Below are 12,655 nucleotides of genomic sequence, written 5' to 3' on the forward strand. Positions count from 1 at the left end.
TGACCGGAGTGCGGAACCGGGGTGCCCGCGAGATGTCCCGGAGGCGTCAGGCCCGCGGCGCGAGGCCGCGCAGGACGAGGTCGACGAGGTCGTCGGCGTAGGCGTGGGTGAGCGGCAGGGTGCGGTGGAGCCAGCGGTGGTGGAGGGGGCCGACGAGGAGTTCGAGGGCGAGGCGCGGATCGGCGCCGGGGTCGACGTCGCCCGCCGCCTGGGCGGCCTCGATGCGGCGGGCGTAGTAGCCGAGCTGGGGTTCGAGCAGGGCCTCGGTGAAGCGGGCGCCGAGTTCGGGGTCGACGATCCCTTCGGCGGCGAGGGCCCGGGCGGGGGTGTCGAAGGCGGGGTCGTTCATCTCGTCGACGGTGGCGCGCAGGACGTACTTGAGGTCGGCGGCGAGGTCCCCGGTGTCGGGGATCTCACTCCGGGCGTCCCCGCCGAGGGCCTCGTTGGCGCGGGCGGCGAGGTCGAGGAAGGCGTCGAGGAGGACGGCCGCCTTGGAGGGCCACCAGCGGTAGATGGTCTGCTTGCCGACTCCGGCGCGGGCGGCGATGCCCTCGATGGTGGTCTTCGCGTAGCCGGTCTCGGAGACGAGGGCGAGGGCGGCGTCGAAGATGGCGCGGCGGGAGCGCTCGCTGCGGCGGGAGGCGTCGGGGGCGGCCTTGGCGGGCCTGGGCTCGGACATGGCCCCAATCTAGCAGCGTACGAGACGTGACGTCTCGCCGTGAATCGCACGCCAGGGCGATGCCGAACCACCCGAACGGTCCACTGCGCGAAGGGCGCCGAGGGCGGACCATGGGGTCCACCGATCTTCGGTTCTTCCGTCCACCCGTCCGTGAGGAGCCCTCATTGCGCCCCACTCCGCGCACGTCCTCGCCCCGCCGTTATCTGATGTGCCCACCCGCGCACTTCACGGTGACGTATTCCATCAACCCCTGGATGGACCCCACCAAACCGGTCGACCTGCCGCTCGCCCTCGCCCAGTGGGAGGACCTGCGCGACCGCTACCGCGCGCTCGGCCACACCGTGGAGCTCCTGCGGCCCGACCCGGCGCTGCCGGACATGGTCTTCGCGGCGAACGGCGCCACGGTGGTCGAAGGCCGGGTCCTCGGCGCCAAGTTCGCCCACCCCGAGCGGGCCCGGGAGGCCGACGCGCACGTGGCGTGGTTCCTCCGGAACGGTTGGGCGGACGACGCCGTGCGGGTGCCGGAGCACGTGAACGAGGGCGAGGGCGACTTCGCCGTCACCGCCTCCTGGATCCTGGCCGGCCGCGGCTTCCGCTCCAGCCCGCTCTCCCACGACGAGGCGCAGGAGTTCTTCGGCCGCCCGGTGATCGGCCTGGAGCTGGTCGACCCGCGCTACTACCACCTGGACACGGCGCTGTGCGTCCTGGACGACGCGCGCGACGAGATCATGTACTACCCGGACGCCTTCTCCCCCGGCAGCCGCGCGGTGCTCGCCCGGCTCTTCCCCGACGCCCTGGTCGCGACGGGCGAGGACGCGGCGGCCCTCGGCCTCAACGCGGTCAGCGACGGCCTCCACGTCCTCCTGCCGCAGGCGGCGGTCGGCCTCTTCGAGCCGCTGCGCCGCCGCGGCTTCGAACCGGTCGGCATGGACCTGGGCGAACTCCTCAAGGGCGGTGGCAGCGTGAAGTGCTGCACCCAGGAGCTGCGCCCCTAGGGCCGTCCGGAAGGCGCCTGGCCGAGGTCCTCCGGCGGCCACGGGTCGCCCCACTCCGCGTCACGGGCCTGCTTGTACAGGGGCCCGTGACGCTTGGTGACGGTGTCCCGGACCAGCCCGTCGGGACCGCAGAGGTCGAGCAGCACCTGGCCCTTGCGGATCTGCGGCCTGCGGGTGACGCGGGAGACGGCGGGGGCCACCGGGAACCTGGTCGCGGCGACGTAGCTGTACTTCTCGTCCTCGTACGGCAGCGAGCCGCCCTTCACCTGCCGGTGCAGCGAGGAGCGGCTGACCCGGGCGGAGAAGTGGCACCAGTCCGTGCCCGGCGCGATCGGGCAGGCCCCGCTGTGCGGGCAGGGCGCGGCGACGGTGAAGCCGGCGTCGACGAGCAGGGTGCGGGCCGCGATGATCCGCTCGTAGCCGTCGGGGGTGCCGGGCTCGACGATCACGACGGTCCGGGCCGCCCGCGCCGCCTCGGTCACGAGCGCCGTCCGGTCGGCCTCGGTCAGCTCCTTGAGGACGTACGAGACGGTGACCAGGTCCGTGTCGGGGAGGCGCAGGGCCGCGCCGATCCGCTCACGCCGCCACTCGGCGTCCAGTACCCCGGCCGCCAGCTCCCGTCCGAGGGCGAGGGCGGGCTCCGCCCAGTCCAGGACGGTGGTGCGCGGCGGCTGTTCCCGCCACGCCTCGCCGACGGCCCAGCTCGCGGCTCCGGTGCCGCCGCCGACGTCGGTGTGCGTACGCGGCTCCCAGTCGGGCGCCGCCTCCCGCAGGGCGTCCAGCGCGCCCCGTACCGCCTCGAACGTCGCCGGCATCCGGTACGCGGCGTACGCGGCGACGTCGGAGCGGTCGCGGAGCACGGGGGCGTCCGTCGGGGTGGTCCCCCGGTAGTTGGCGATCAGCCGCTCGACGGCCTTGGCCGTCTGGCTGGGCGGCAGCCCGTCGAGGAGCCCGGCGAGGGCCGCGCGCAGGGACTCGGCGGAGGGAGGGGAGACGTTCACCGAGACAGTCTAGGCGGCCGGGCCCGGTGGGCCTTCCGGCTCCGGGCGGCCGCCGGTGGGCCCGGGCCGGCCGGCGTGGACCGCCTTCCAGGCGTCGATGGAGCGGTCCCACTGGTCGCCGGTGAGTTCGGTCAGGGAGGCGGGGAAGAGGCCGTCCTCCTCCTTGGCGATGTGGTCGTGGAGTTCATCGACGGCGCGGAGGAACGCGGCCCGCCGGTCGGCCGAGTCGAGGTCGAGGGCGGCCAGGAAGGCCGCGAGCTCCCGGTGCTCGCGGGCGAGGGCGTCGACGTACGCCGTGTACTCCTCGCTCTCGCGCATGACGGCGAACAGGCCGCGCTCCTCGCCGACCCAGTGGGCCAGGAGCAGCGCGGCCATCCGCTCCACGAGGGTCCGCGCCCGGTCCCGGTCCCCCGCGGCGAGCGCGCGGACCGCGTCCCCGGCGAGGTCGGTGATCGCCTCGTGCTCGGCGATGAACTCCTTGATCAGGGGGATCTCACGGCATCCGCAGTAGTGGCACATGCCGCAGATCGTCACATCGGGGACGGGCGCGCGGCCGGTGCCACACCGGCCGCGCCGGCCGCCGGTCAGCCCCCCGCGCGGGAGGTCCGCCACGGGCGGCAGAGGCCCAGGAAGCAGGCCAGGGCCAGGGTGCCGCAGACGACCTGGACGACGGCCATGGGGACGGCGGTGTGCTCGCCGGCGATGCCGACGAGGGGGGAGGCGACGGCGCCGACGAGGAACGAGGTGGTGCCGAGGAGGGCGGAGGCCGATCCGGCGGCGTGCGGGGTGCGCATCAGGGCCAGCGTGTTGGTGTTCGGCAGGGCGATGCCCATCGCGGACATCAGGACGAACAGACCGGCGGCGACGGGGAGGAGTCCGACCTCGCCGAAGGCACCGCTGGTCATGAGGAGCAGCGCGAGCGAGGAGGCGAGGATCGTCCCGAGGCCCCAGGCGAGCACCTTGTCGAGGCTGACGCGGCCGACGAGGAGCTTGCCGTTGATCTGGCCGAGGGCGACGAGGCCGACCGAGTTGAGGCCGAAGAGCAGGCTGAAGGTCTGCGGCGAGGCGCCGTAGATCTCCTGGACGACGAACGGCGAGGCCGAGATGTACGCGAAGAGCGTCGCGAAGCCGAAGCCGCCGGCCAGCACGTACCCGGCGAAGACGCGGTCGGCGACGAGGCCGCGCATGGTGCGCAGGGCCGCGCCGACGCCGCCCTGCTGCCGGCGGCCGGGCGGCAGCGTCTCGTCGAGGAACCGCCAGACGACCGCGGTGAGCAGGACGCCGATCACGGTGAGGACGTGGAAGACGCCCCGCCAGTCGGTGATCCGCAGGATCTGGCCGCCGATGAGCGGGGCGACGATCGGCGCGGCGCCGGAGACCAGCATGAGGGTGGAGAAGAAGCGGGCCATCTCGACGCCGTCGTACATGTCGCGGACGACGGCGCGGGCGATGACGATGCCGGCGGCGCCGGCGAGGCCCTGGAGCAGCCGGAACCCGATGAGGAGTTCGGCGGTGGGCGCGAAGGCGCAGACGGCGGTGGCCAGGACGTACACGATCATGCCGACGAGCAGCGGGCGGCGGCGTCCCCACTTGTCGCTCATGGGGCCGACGACGAGCTGGCCGAGGGCCATGCCGGCGAGGCAGGCGGTGAGGGTGAGCTGGACGGTGGCGGCGGGCGCGCGCAGGGCGCCGGTGACCTCCGGCAGGGCCGGCAGGTACATGTCCATGGAGAGCGGGGGCAGGGCGGTGAGGCCGCCCAGGACGAGCACGAGGAGCAGTCCCGCGCGCCGGGCGGCCGGGACGGTGGGGACCGCTCCGGTTATGTGCCCTTCTGTCGTCTTCTGGTCGCTCTCAGGCATTGCCTGCTCCCTTTCGTTCGAAACCCTGCCTATGCTCTCAGCTCGCCCGGCATGGTCCAGACCCTCGGGCCGTGCGGTGACGTGTCCGGCCGCGTACGGGACATCCACGTGTCGGACGGATGAGTTCACGGAGCACGCGTCTCGCGTACGCTGCGCGCCCATGAGCATCGCAGTGGTGACGGGAGCGGGATCGGGCATCGGGCGGAGCGTGGCTCTGGCCCTCGCGGAGGCCGGCTGGTCGGTGGCCCTCGCCGGCCGCCGGGCGGACGCCCTGGCGGAGACGGCCGCGGCCCTGCCGTCCGGCGACTTCCTGCCCGTCCCCACGGACGTGACCTCGGCGGAGGAGGTCACGGCCCTCTTCGCGGCCGTACGGGACCGCTACGGCCGGGTCGACCTGCTCTTCAACAACGCCGGCACCTTCGCGGGCGGCGGCGTCCCCGTCGAGGACCTGGACCCCGACACCTGGCGCGCGGTCGTCGACGTCAACCTGACCGGCGCCTTCCTCTGTGCCCAGGCCGCCTTCCGGGCCATGAAGGACCAGACCCCGCAGGGCGGCCGCATCATCAACAACGGCTCCGTCTCCGCCCACGTGCCGCGCCCGCACTCCATCGCGTACACGGCGACCAAGCACGCCATGACGGGCCTGACCAAGTCGCTGTCCCTCGACGGGCGCCCGTACCGCATCGCCTGCGGCCAGCTCGACATCGGCAACGCGGCGACCGAGATGACGGCCCGCATGCAGACCGGCATCCTCCAGGCCGACGGCCGGCTCGCGGCGGAACCTGTGATGGACGCGGCGGACGTCGCGGCGACGGTGGTGCACATGGCGGCGCTCCCCCTGGAGGCCAACGTCCAGTTCGCCACGGTCATGGCGACGGCCATGCCCTACATCGGCCGGGGCTAGACAGGTCCCGGGACCCGACGCCCCCCGGAGGCCGGCCGGGGCGGGGCCCGGCCGGCGCTCCGGGCCGTCAGGCCTGGCCGGTCTCGAAGCGGGAGACCTTCCCGCCGTCGACGGTGAAGTGCCACTTGGTGCGCATCTCGCCCCAGGTGTCGTTGCGGTAGCGGGCGACGAGCACGAGCCCGTCGCCCTTCTCGGACTCGACCTCCATGTGTCCCCGCGAGGAGAACACCTCCTTCTCCGTCCACGACTCCAGGTCGCGCTCGGAACCGTCGTCGGACATCGTCGCGCCGGGCGCGAGGGCGTCCCGGAAGGCCTCCTGGTCGTTGGCGTTGAGGGCCGTGACGAAGGCGCGCACGGCGGGGACACTGAGCTGGTTCACGGAAAGCGTCATCCCCCACCCGTACACCCGGAGGACCTCCCCGCCCGTACGCCCCGGCCGCGAGGTCCCCCCGACAGCCGTCCGGGACCGGCCCCGGACGGGCTCTCTCCCTCGCTCACGGTCCTGCCTCGCCCTCGCTCACGGTCCTGCCTCGCCCTCGGGAACGCGGCGTCCGAATGCCGCCAGCACCGGGCCGCCCCCGCCCGCGACGCTGGCCGTATGAACACCGACACGGCGACCTTCACCGCACGCCCCATCCACCCCGACGCCCTGGCCCGGCTGCGCGTCGCCGACGACGCCGGCCGGAGCCCGGTGCCGCACCCCGCCACCGGGGACGGCGAGCCCCTCCGCTGCTGCCTGCGCCACGCCGACCCCGGCGAGCGGATCGCCCTCGTGTCGTACGCGCCGCTGCGCCGCTGGGCCGCGGCGAGCGGGGCCGAGCCGGGCGCGTACGACGAACAGGGCCCGGTCTTCGTCCACGCCGAGGACTGCGGCGGCCCCGCGCCGTCGGAGACGTACCCCTTCGCCCGTCCCGGCGCCCTGCGGGCCCTGCGCCGCTACGACGGGGACGGCCGCATCGTCGGCGGCCGTCTCCTGGAGCTCCCCGAGGCCGCCGGCGAAGCCCTCGACCGGGCCTTCGCGGAGGCCTTCGCCGATCCCGCCGTCGCCCTCGTGCACGTCCGCGCCGTCGAGTACGGCTGCTTCCTGTTCGAGGTCGGGCGCCCCCGCTCCTGACGACGGCACGCGGAAGGGCCCCCGACCGGTGGTCGGGGGCCCTTCTCACGACGGCCGACAGACGAGTCGGGCTGTACGCCGGGTTCTGTGCCCCGGGACCTCGCGGTCGTCGGGGCGACGGCCATCCATCTAGGACCGGCGTTGCCGCCGGCCTCCTGCGGTCTACCCGCGGACTCGGGCGAGCAGCCCTCGAACATCCGCGCAGGGACACCGGGGTGTCCCCTCTTGACCTTGCTCCGAGTGGGGTTTACCTAGCCGCCTGAGTCACCTCAGGCGCTGGTGGTCTCTTACACCACCGTTTCACCCTTACCGAGGACCGAGGTCCCCGGCGGTCTGTTTTCTGTGGCACTGTCCCGCGGGTCACCCCGGGTGGCCGTTAGCCACCACCCTGCTCTGTGGAGCCCGGACGTTCCTCGGGAAGATCCGAGGATCTCCACGCGGCCGTCCGCCCGGCTCGTCTGCCGTGCCGACCATGCTACCCGCCGGGGGCCGGGTGCTTGACCTTGTCGCGGCGTCAGGGTTTCTACTGGGCCGCATGCGTATCGGCGAGATCGCCGCGCTCGTGGGGGTCACCCCCAGGGCCGTGCGGCACTACCACCAGTCGGGGCTGCTGCCCGAGCCCGCCCGGCGGGCGAACGGATACCGGGAGTACGGGGTCCGGGACGCCGTGCTCCTCGCGCGGATCCGGCGGCTGACCGAGCTCGGCCTCGGCCTCGACGAGGTGCGGGACGTGCTCGCCGACGACGAGGGGCGGGGGCTCGTGGAGGTCCTGGAGGAGCTGGCGGAGGACCTGGCACGGCAGGAGGCGGTGATCCGGGCGCGCCGGGAACGCCTCGCCCCGCTCCTCGCCGAGGCCCGCGCCGGACGCCTCCCCGCCGAGGGCCCCGTCTCGCCGGAGCTCACGGCGCTGCTCGCGGGTCTCGGGGAGCTCCCCGAGTCCCCGATGGCGGCGAAGGACCGGGAGATCCTGCTTCTCCTCGACACCGTCGCCCCCGAGGCGGAACGGGCCCGGCTGATGGAGCTCATGCGCGGGGCGGCCGGCAGCGCGCGGGAGTTGTACGGACTCCTGGACGCCCTCGCGGACGCGGAGGCGGACGATCCGCGGGTGGACACCGCCGCCCGTGCCCTGGCCGCCGTCCTGCCGGACGGGATGGCGGTGGAGCTGCCTCCGGAGGGCGCCGGCGGTCTCGCCAACACGTTCTTCGCGGACCTCGCCCCGGCTCAGTCGTCGGCGGTGCGGCGGGCGGTGCGGTTGGTGACGGCCCGGCAGGGACGGGCGGAGCGAGGGGAAGCAGACCGAGGGGAAGCGGACCGAGGGGAAGCGGACCGCGGGGGAGCAGACCAGGGGGAAGCGGACCGAGGGGAAGCGGACCGAGGGGGAGCGGACCGATGAGGGACACCACCGCCCGTGAGCCGCGCGATCGCGTGCTGCGGTGCCTGCGCGCGGTCGCGTACGCCGCGCTCCCCGCCGAGGCCGTGCTCTTCGTCTGTCTGCTCGCCGGGGTACGGATACCCGAGGCCGTGCTCCTCACCGGGGAGCTGCTCGTGCTGGGGCTCCTCGCCGCCGAGGCGCTGGTCTTCCGCCGTCTCCGGCGGCGCGGGCTCTCCGCCCGGGAGGCGCTGGCCGAGCTGGTGCCCGACGCCGTCGTGCGACTGATCGGGCACGAACTGCGGCTCATGGCGAGCCTCGGGCGGTGGGTCGCGCGCCGGCCGCACGGGGTGGCGGGCGCGGCCGGGGTCTTCCCGCACGCGCGGGACCAGGCGGCGCTGATGTACGGCTTCGCGTTCGTGTGCGTGGTCGAGACGGTCGGCATGTCGTACCTGCTCGCCGACTGGCCCCTCGTCCACGCGGTGGTGCTCGTCCTGGACGTCTACACCGTGCTCTTCGTCCTGGGGCTGCACGCCGCGTCCGCGACCCGTCCGCACACGCTGACCGGGGACGTCCTGCGGGTCCGGCAGGCCGCGCACGTCGACGTGCGCGTCCCGCTCGCCCGGATCGCGGCCGTCCGCCGGGAGTCGGCCTACTCGCACGAGAAGCGGGACGGCGAGCTGAACCTCGCGGTCGGCTCCCACACCTCCGTCACCATCGAGCTGACCGAGCCGGTCGACGCGCCCCGGCTGCTCGGCGCGCCCCGCCCCGTCCGGCTGATCCGGCTGCACGCCGACGACCCGCGGAGTCTCGTACGGGAGGTCACGCGGGCGCGAACAGCACCTTCGCCGATCCCGGGTCCGCCTCCGCCAGCCTGACCCGCAGCCACTCCCCCAGCGGCAGGCGGGAGTCCCCGCCCGCGATCCGGGCCACGACCGCCGGGTCCTCCAGGTGGACGGTGCCGACGGCGGGTTCGCGCTCCTTGACGTCGATCACGTACGCGGAGAAGACCTCGCCGATCCGGTCCCGCAGGAGCGCCGCCTCGACGATGTCCACGCTCTCGCGCTCGACGGTGTTGGCGCGGCGCGAGCCGGCCGCCATCTCGTCCGGGAGGCCGGGCAGGGCGGACCGTACCCACTCGGGCGGCTCGTCGCCCGCCACCGCCGCCACGCAGAGTTCGCCCGCGTACCGGTCGACGAGCCGGCGCAGCGGCGCGGTGCAGTGGGTGTACTCGTCGGCGACGGCGGCGTGCACGGCCGGGGTGGGGACGTGGCCGTCGGTGAAGACGGTGTACCCGGCGCCGCGCAGGAGGGTGGTGCACTCCTGGAGGAAGGCGGCCTGGCGCGGGTCGGAGGGGTCGGCGGAGCGGACGACGTCCGCGTACGAGACGTGGTGCGGCCAGTCGACGCCGAGGGCCTGCGCGGAGCGGCGGAGGCGGGCGACGGCGCCGTCGGGGGCGGTGGGGAGGGTGCGGAGGACGCCGGTTCCCGCCGCCGTCATGAGGTCGGCGGCGGCCATGCCGGTGAGCAGGGAGATCTGGGCGTTCCAGGCGTCGGCGGGGAGCGGGGCCCGGTAGGCGAGGGAGTAGGTGTGGTCGGTCTCGACGATCTCCTGCTCGGGGACGTTGAGGGAGATCCCGCCGCGTTCGGCCTCGAGGGCCTCGCGGAGCCGCCCGATGTCCCGGAGCAGGGCCACCGGCTCCTCGGCCGTGCCGTCGTCGATCCGCCGCTGGACACCCGCGTAGTCGAGCTTGGCGCGGCTGCGGACGAGGGCGCGGCGGACGTCGGTGGCGACCCGGCGGCCCTGGGCGTCGAGGTCGATGCGCCAGAGGAGGGCCGGGCGGGGTTCGCCGGGCAGCAGGCTGGCGGCGCCCTCGGAGAGCACGGGCGGGTGGAGGGGGACCTTGCCGTCGGGGAAGTAGAGGGTGAGGATCCGTCGGTGGGCCTCGACGTCGATCGCGGAGCCGGGGGCGACGAAGGCCGCGACGTCGGCGATCGCGTAGTGGACGCGGTACCCCCCGTCGGCCCTGCGGGCCAGGTGCATGGCCTGGTCGAGGTCGGTCGACGTCGGCGGGTCGATCGTGAAGAACGGGATGTCGGTGGCGTCGTAGGCCGGGAGGCGGGGGTGCTTCGCGGCGGCCTCGGCCTCGGCGAGGACGGCCGGCGGGAAGTCCGGGGGGATCGCGAGCTCGGTACGGAGTGCGCGCAGGGCGGCCCGCAGCGGAGCCTCGGCTGCGCCGGTCACGTGAATGTGGCGGCGGGGCATGGACCGAGCGTATGAGCTGGGGCAGGGTGCGGCACCTCGTAGGCTGGACGGCCGGGGCCGCATCCCCACCCCGTACGGACGAAGGAGAACCACCGTGCTCGTGCTGTTGCCGCCCTCCGAAGGCAAGGCCTCCTCGGGGCGCGGGGCGCCGCTCAAGCCGGAGTCGCTGGCCCTGCCGGGGCTCGCGGAGGCGCGGGCGGCGGTCCTGGACGAGCTGGTCGAGCTGTGCGCCGCCGACGAGGAGAAGGCACGCGAGGTGCTCGGCCTGAGCGAGGGACTGCGCGGCGAGGTCGCCAAGAACGTGGAGCTGCGCACGGCGGGCGCGCGCCCGGCCGGGGAGATCTACACGGGTGTCCTGTACGACGCGCTGGGCCTGGCGACCCTGGACGCGGCGGCCCGGAAGCGGGCGGGGCGCTCCCTGCTCGTCTTCTCCGGTCTGTGGGGCGTGGTGAAGGTCACGGACCGGATCCCGTCGTACCGCTGTTCGATGGGGGTCAGGCTGCCGGGTCTGGGCGCGCTCGGCGCGCACTGGCGGGGTGCGATGGCGTCCGTGCTGCCGGAGGCGGCCGGCGACGGTCTCGTGCTCGACCTGCGCTCCTCGGCGTACGCGTCGGCGTGGAAGCCGAAGGGCGAGGTCGCGGCGCGGACCGCGACCGTGCGCGTGCTGCACGCGCCGACCCGCAAGGTCGTCAGCCACTTCAACAAGGCGACGAAGGGCCGGATCGTGCGGAGCCTCCTGGAGGCGGGGGCGGAGCCCTCGTCGCCGGTGGAGCTGACGGAGGCGCTGCGGGACCTGGGGTACGTGGTGGAGGACGGCGGGAAGGCGGGGGCGCTGGACGTGCTGGTGGACGAGATCCACTGACGCATGTTGCACCCTCCGCAACGCTCGTTGCGGGTGACGCTCACCCTGGGCAGGATGACGCCCATGACGAGCATGTTCGGCCTTGCCCCGGCAGCCCCTGACGTCCCCGTGGTCCCGGTGGTGGTGATCGAGGACGCCGCCGACGCCGTGCCCCTGGCGCGGGCCCTGGTGGCCGGCGGGCTGCCGCTCGTCGAGGTCACGCTGCGCACCCCCGCGGCGCTCGACGCCCTGCGGGCGATCGCCGCCGAGGTGCCGGAGGCGGTCGTCGGCGCCGGCACGGTCGTCTCGCCGGCCGGGGTCGCGGACGCGGTCGGCGCCGGGGCACGGTTCCTGGTGAGCCCGGGATGGACCGGGCGGCTGCTCGACGCGATGCGGGACTCGGGCGTCCCGTTCCTGCCGGGCGTCTCGACGGCCTCCGAGGTCGTGGCCCTCCTCGAACGGGGGGTGCGGGACATGAAGTTCTTCCCCGCCGAGGCCGCGGGCGGCGTCCCGTACCTGAAGTCCCTCGCGGGCCCCCTCCCCCAGGCCCGCTTCTGCCCCACCGGCGGCGTCTCCCCCGCCTCCGCCCCCGCCTACCTGTCCCTCCCCAACGTCGGCTGCGTCGGCGGCACGTGGATGCTCCCGCCCGACGCCCTCGCGTCCCGCGACTGGGCCCGGGTGGAGGCGCTGGCGCGCGGGGCGGCGGCACTGGGCGGCCGGTAGGGCGCGCCGCACGACCTCCCCTCACATCGCCGCGATCACACGGTGGGGAGTTCGAGTTCCACGCGCAGGTGGTCGGTCACCGGGCGGTAGCCGAGGCGCTGGTAGAGGGCGTTGCCGGTGGGGTCGGCGAGGTCGGTGAAGAGCAGGACCCGGGCGGTGCCGGCGTCGGAGGCGGCGCGGCCGACGGCCTCGGTGGCACCCGCCGCGTATCCGTTGCCCCGCTCGGCGGGCGGCGTGTAGACGAGGTGGACGCGGGCCTGGCCCTCGATCGTGCGGGAGACGGCCGCCATCGAGACGGGGCGGCCGTCGGGGGCCTCCCAGAGGTGCAGCCGGCCCTCGGTGATCCGTTCGATGACGAAGCCGGTGTAGTCCTCGGCGGGCTCGTCGCCGATCGCCACCGCGAACTCCCTCGTCCAGGCGGCCACGAGCGGCACGTCCGTCTCCCCGGCGACCCGGGCCCGGCCGGCCGGCGCCGGGTCCGGCGGGGTCGGTTCGCCGAGCCGGAAGAGCCGCATCCGTCCGGTGACGCTCCACGGACGTCCGCACGCCTCCGCGTACGCCTCGACCGTCACCGTCTCGCCTCGCACCAGGGCGACCGGCTCCCCGCCGAGGGCGTCGGCCGGGGAGGCGAGGGCGCGGGCGGCCTCCCCGGTCGTCGCGCCGAGGTCGAGGCCCGTGGACGGGGAGAACGCGAGCACGCCGGTGACCCGCCCGTCCGGCTCCGACCACCAGCCGAGTCGGTCCGCCCGGTCCATCAGGGTCAGCACGGCGGTGTTGCGGACCGGCTCGGCGGCCAGGTGCCGCGCGGCGGCGGTGCGGAACGCGGCGGCGTCCTCGGTGAAGTGCCAGGTCATGACGGGATGGTGGTACGGGGCACGGGACCCGCGCCACCGGTTTGCCGGACC

At 74.8% G+C, this 12,655-nt stretch carries 14 protein-coding genes and 1 other RNA gene; 7 read left to right on the forward strand and 8 right to left on the reverse strand.

The genetic code is table 11. The features are described 5' to 3' along the window. Window positions 1-46: 46 nt before the first annotated feature. On the reverse strand, window positions 47-679 hold the full coding sequence (locus tag AC067A_RS09465) for a TetR/AcrR family transcriptional regulator (protein ID WP_478616843.1): 633 nt from the start codon (window positions 677-679) through the stop codon (window positions 47-49). A 164-nt stretch (window positions 680-843) separates the two neighbouring features. On the opposite strand from AC067A_RS09465, the gene ddaH reads away from it, so the two are divergent. Then, window positions 844-1,674, forward strand: a complete 831-nt coding sequence (gene ddaH / locus AC067A_RS09470; protein ID WP_478616846.1) for a dimethylargininase — start codon at window positions 844-846, stop codon at window positions 1,672-1,674. On the opposite strand, the gene AC067A_RS09475 is transcribed toward ddaH, so the two are convergent. From AC067A_RS09475 to AC067A_RS09485, 3 genes are all read right to left on the reverse strand, one after another. Then, complete coding sequence (locus AC067A_RS09475; RefSeq protein ID WP_478616849.1) at window positions 1,671-2,675, reverse strand: small ribosomal subunit Rsm22 family protein; 1,005 nt, start codon at window positions 2,673-2,675, stop codon at window positions 1,671-1,673. The two genes, ddaH and AC067A_RS09475, sit on opposite strands and share 4 nt — an antisense overlap. Before the next feature lie 9 nt (window positions 2,676-2,684). Next, window positions 2,685-3,194, reverse strand: coding sequence for a hemerythrin domain-containing protein (locus AC067A_RS09480; protein ID WP_478616851.1), 510 nt, complete (start codon window positions 3,192-3,194; stop codon window positions 2,685-2,687). 65 nt (window positions 3,195-3,259) lie between these two features. Then, window positions 3,260-4,534 carry a Bcr/CflA family multidrug efflux MFS transporter gene (locus AC067A_RS09485; RefSeq protein WP_478616854.1) on the reverse strand — a complete coding sequence of 425 codons (1,275 nt, stop codon included), beginning with the start codon at window positions 4,532-4,534 and terminating at the stop codon, window positions 3,260-3,262. Between the two features lie 160 nt (window positions 4,535-4,694). On the opposite strand from AC067A_RS09485, the gene AC067A_RS09490 reads away from it, so the two are divergent. Beyond that, entirely contained in the window at window positions 4,695-5,438 is a 744-nt protein-coding gene (locus AC067A_RS09490; RefSeq protein WP_478616857.1) for an SDR family oxidoreductase, read from the forward strand. A 67-nt stretch (window positions 5,439-5,505) separates the two neighbouring features. Here the strand turns inward: AC067A_RS09490 and AC067A_RS09495 are convergent, their stop codons facing one another. Beyond that, a complete protein-coding gene (locus AC067A_RS09495; protein WP_478616860.1) occupies window positions 5,506-5,829 on the reverse strand; it encodes a nuclear transport factor 2 family protein in 324 nt (107 codons plus the stop codon). 207 nt (window positions 5,830-6,036) lie between these two features. Here AC067A_RS09495 and AC067A_RS09500 point away from each other — a divergent pair, with 207 nt between their 5' ends. Next, a complete protein-coding gene (locus AC067A_RS09500) occupies window positions 6,037-6,552 on the forward strand; it encodes a DUF1203 domain-containing protein (RefSeq protein WP_478616863.1) in 516 nt (171 codons plus the stop codon). 58 nt (window positions 6,553-6,610) lie between these two features. Here the strand turns inward: AC067A_RS09500 and rnpB are convergent. Continuing rightward, window positions 6,611-7,009, reverse strand: an RNA gene (gene rnpB / locus AC067A_RS09505) — RNase P RNA component class A. 78 nt (window positions 7,010-7,087) lie between these two features. Between rnpB and AC067A_RS09510 the strand changes: the two genes are divergently transcribed. Next, window positions 7,088-7,945: a MerR family transcriptional regulator gene (locus AC067A_RS09510; protein ID WP_478616866.1), complete on the forward strand. Its 858-nt coding sequence runs from the start codon at window positions 7,088-7,090 to the stop codon at window positions 7,943-7,945. Beyond that, window positions 7,942-8,799: a hypothetical protein gene (locus AC067A_RS09515; RefSeq protein WP_478616869.1), complete on the forward strand. Its 858-nt coding sequence runs from the start codon at window positions 7,942-7,944 to the stop codon at window positions 8,797-8,799. The genes AC067A_RS09510 and AC067A_RS09515 overlap by 4 nt, the downstream gene beginning before the upstream one ends. Here the strand turns inward: AC067A_RS09515 and AC067A_RS09520 are convergent. Next, entirely contained in the window at window positions 8,744-10,186 is a 1,443-nt protein-coding gene (locus AC067A_RS09520; RefSeq protein ID WP_478616872.1) for an RNB domain-containing ribonuclease, read from the reverse strand. The two genes, AC067A_RS09515 and AC067A_RS09520, sit on opposite strands and share 56 nt — an antisense overlap. Window positions 10,187-10,280: 94 nt before the next feature. Between AC067A_RS09520 and yaaA the strand changes: the two genes are divergently transcribed. Both yaaA and eda read left to right on the forward strand, forming a co-directional pair. After that, window positions 10,281-11,048, forward strand: a complete 768-nt coding sequence (gene yaaA / locus AC067A_RS09525; RefSeq protein WP_478616875.1) for a peroxide stress protein YaaA — start codon at window positions 10,281-10,283, stop codon at window positions 11,046-11,048. A gap of 63 nt (window positions 11,049-11,111) precedes the next feature. Then, on the forward strand, window positions 11,112-11,750 hold the full coding sequence (gene eda / locus AC067A_RS09530) for a bifunctional 4-hydroxy-2-oxoglutarate aldolase/2-dehydro-3-deoxy-phosphogluconate aldolase (RefSeq protein ID WP_478616878.1): 639 nt from the start codon (window positions 11,112-11,114) through the stop codon (window positions 11,748-11,750). A 35-nt stretch (window positions 11,751-11,785) separates the two neighbouring features. On the opposite strand, the gene AC067A_RS09535 is transcribed toward eda, so the two are convergent. Further along, entirely contained in the window at window positions 11,786-12,604 is an 819-nt protein-coding gene (locus AC067A_RS09535; RefSeq protein ID WP_478616881.1) for a GNAT family N-acetyltransferase, read from the reverse strand. Window positions 12,605-12,655: the final 51 nt, after the last annotated feature.

The sequence above is a fragment of the Streptomyces sp. NPDC043176 genome (genome assembly GCF_056436715.1).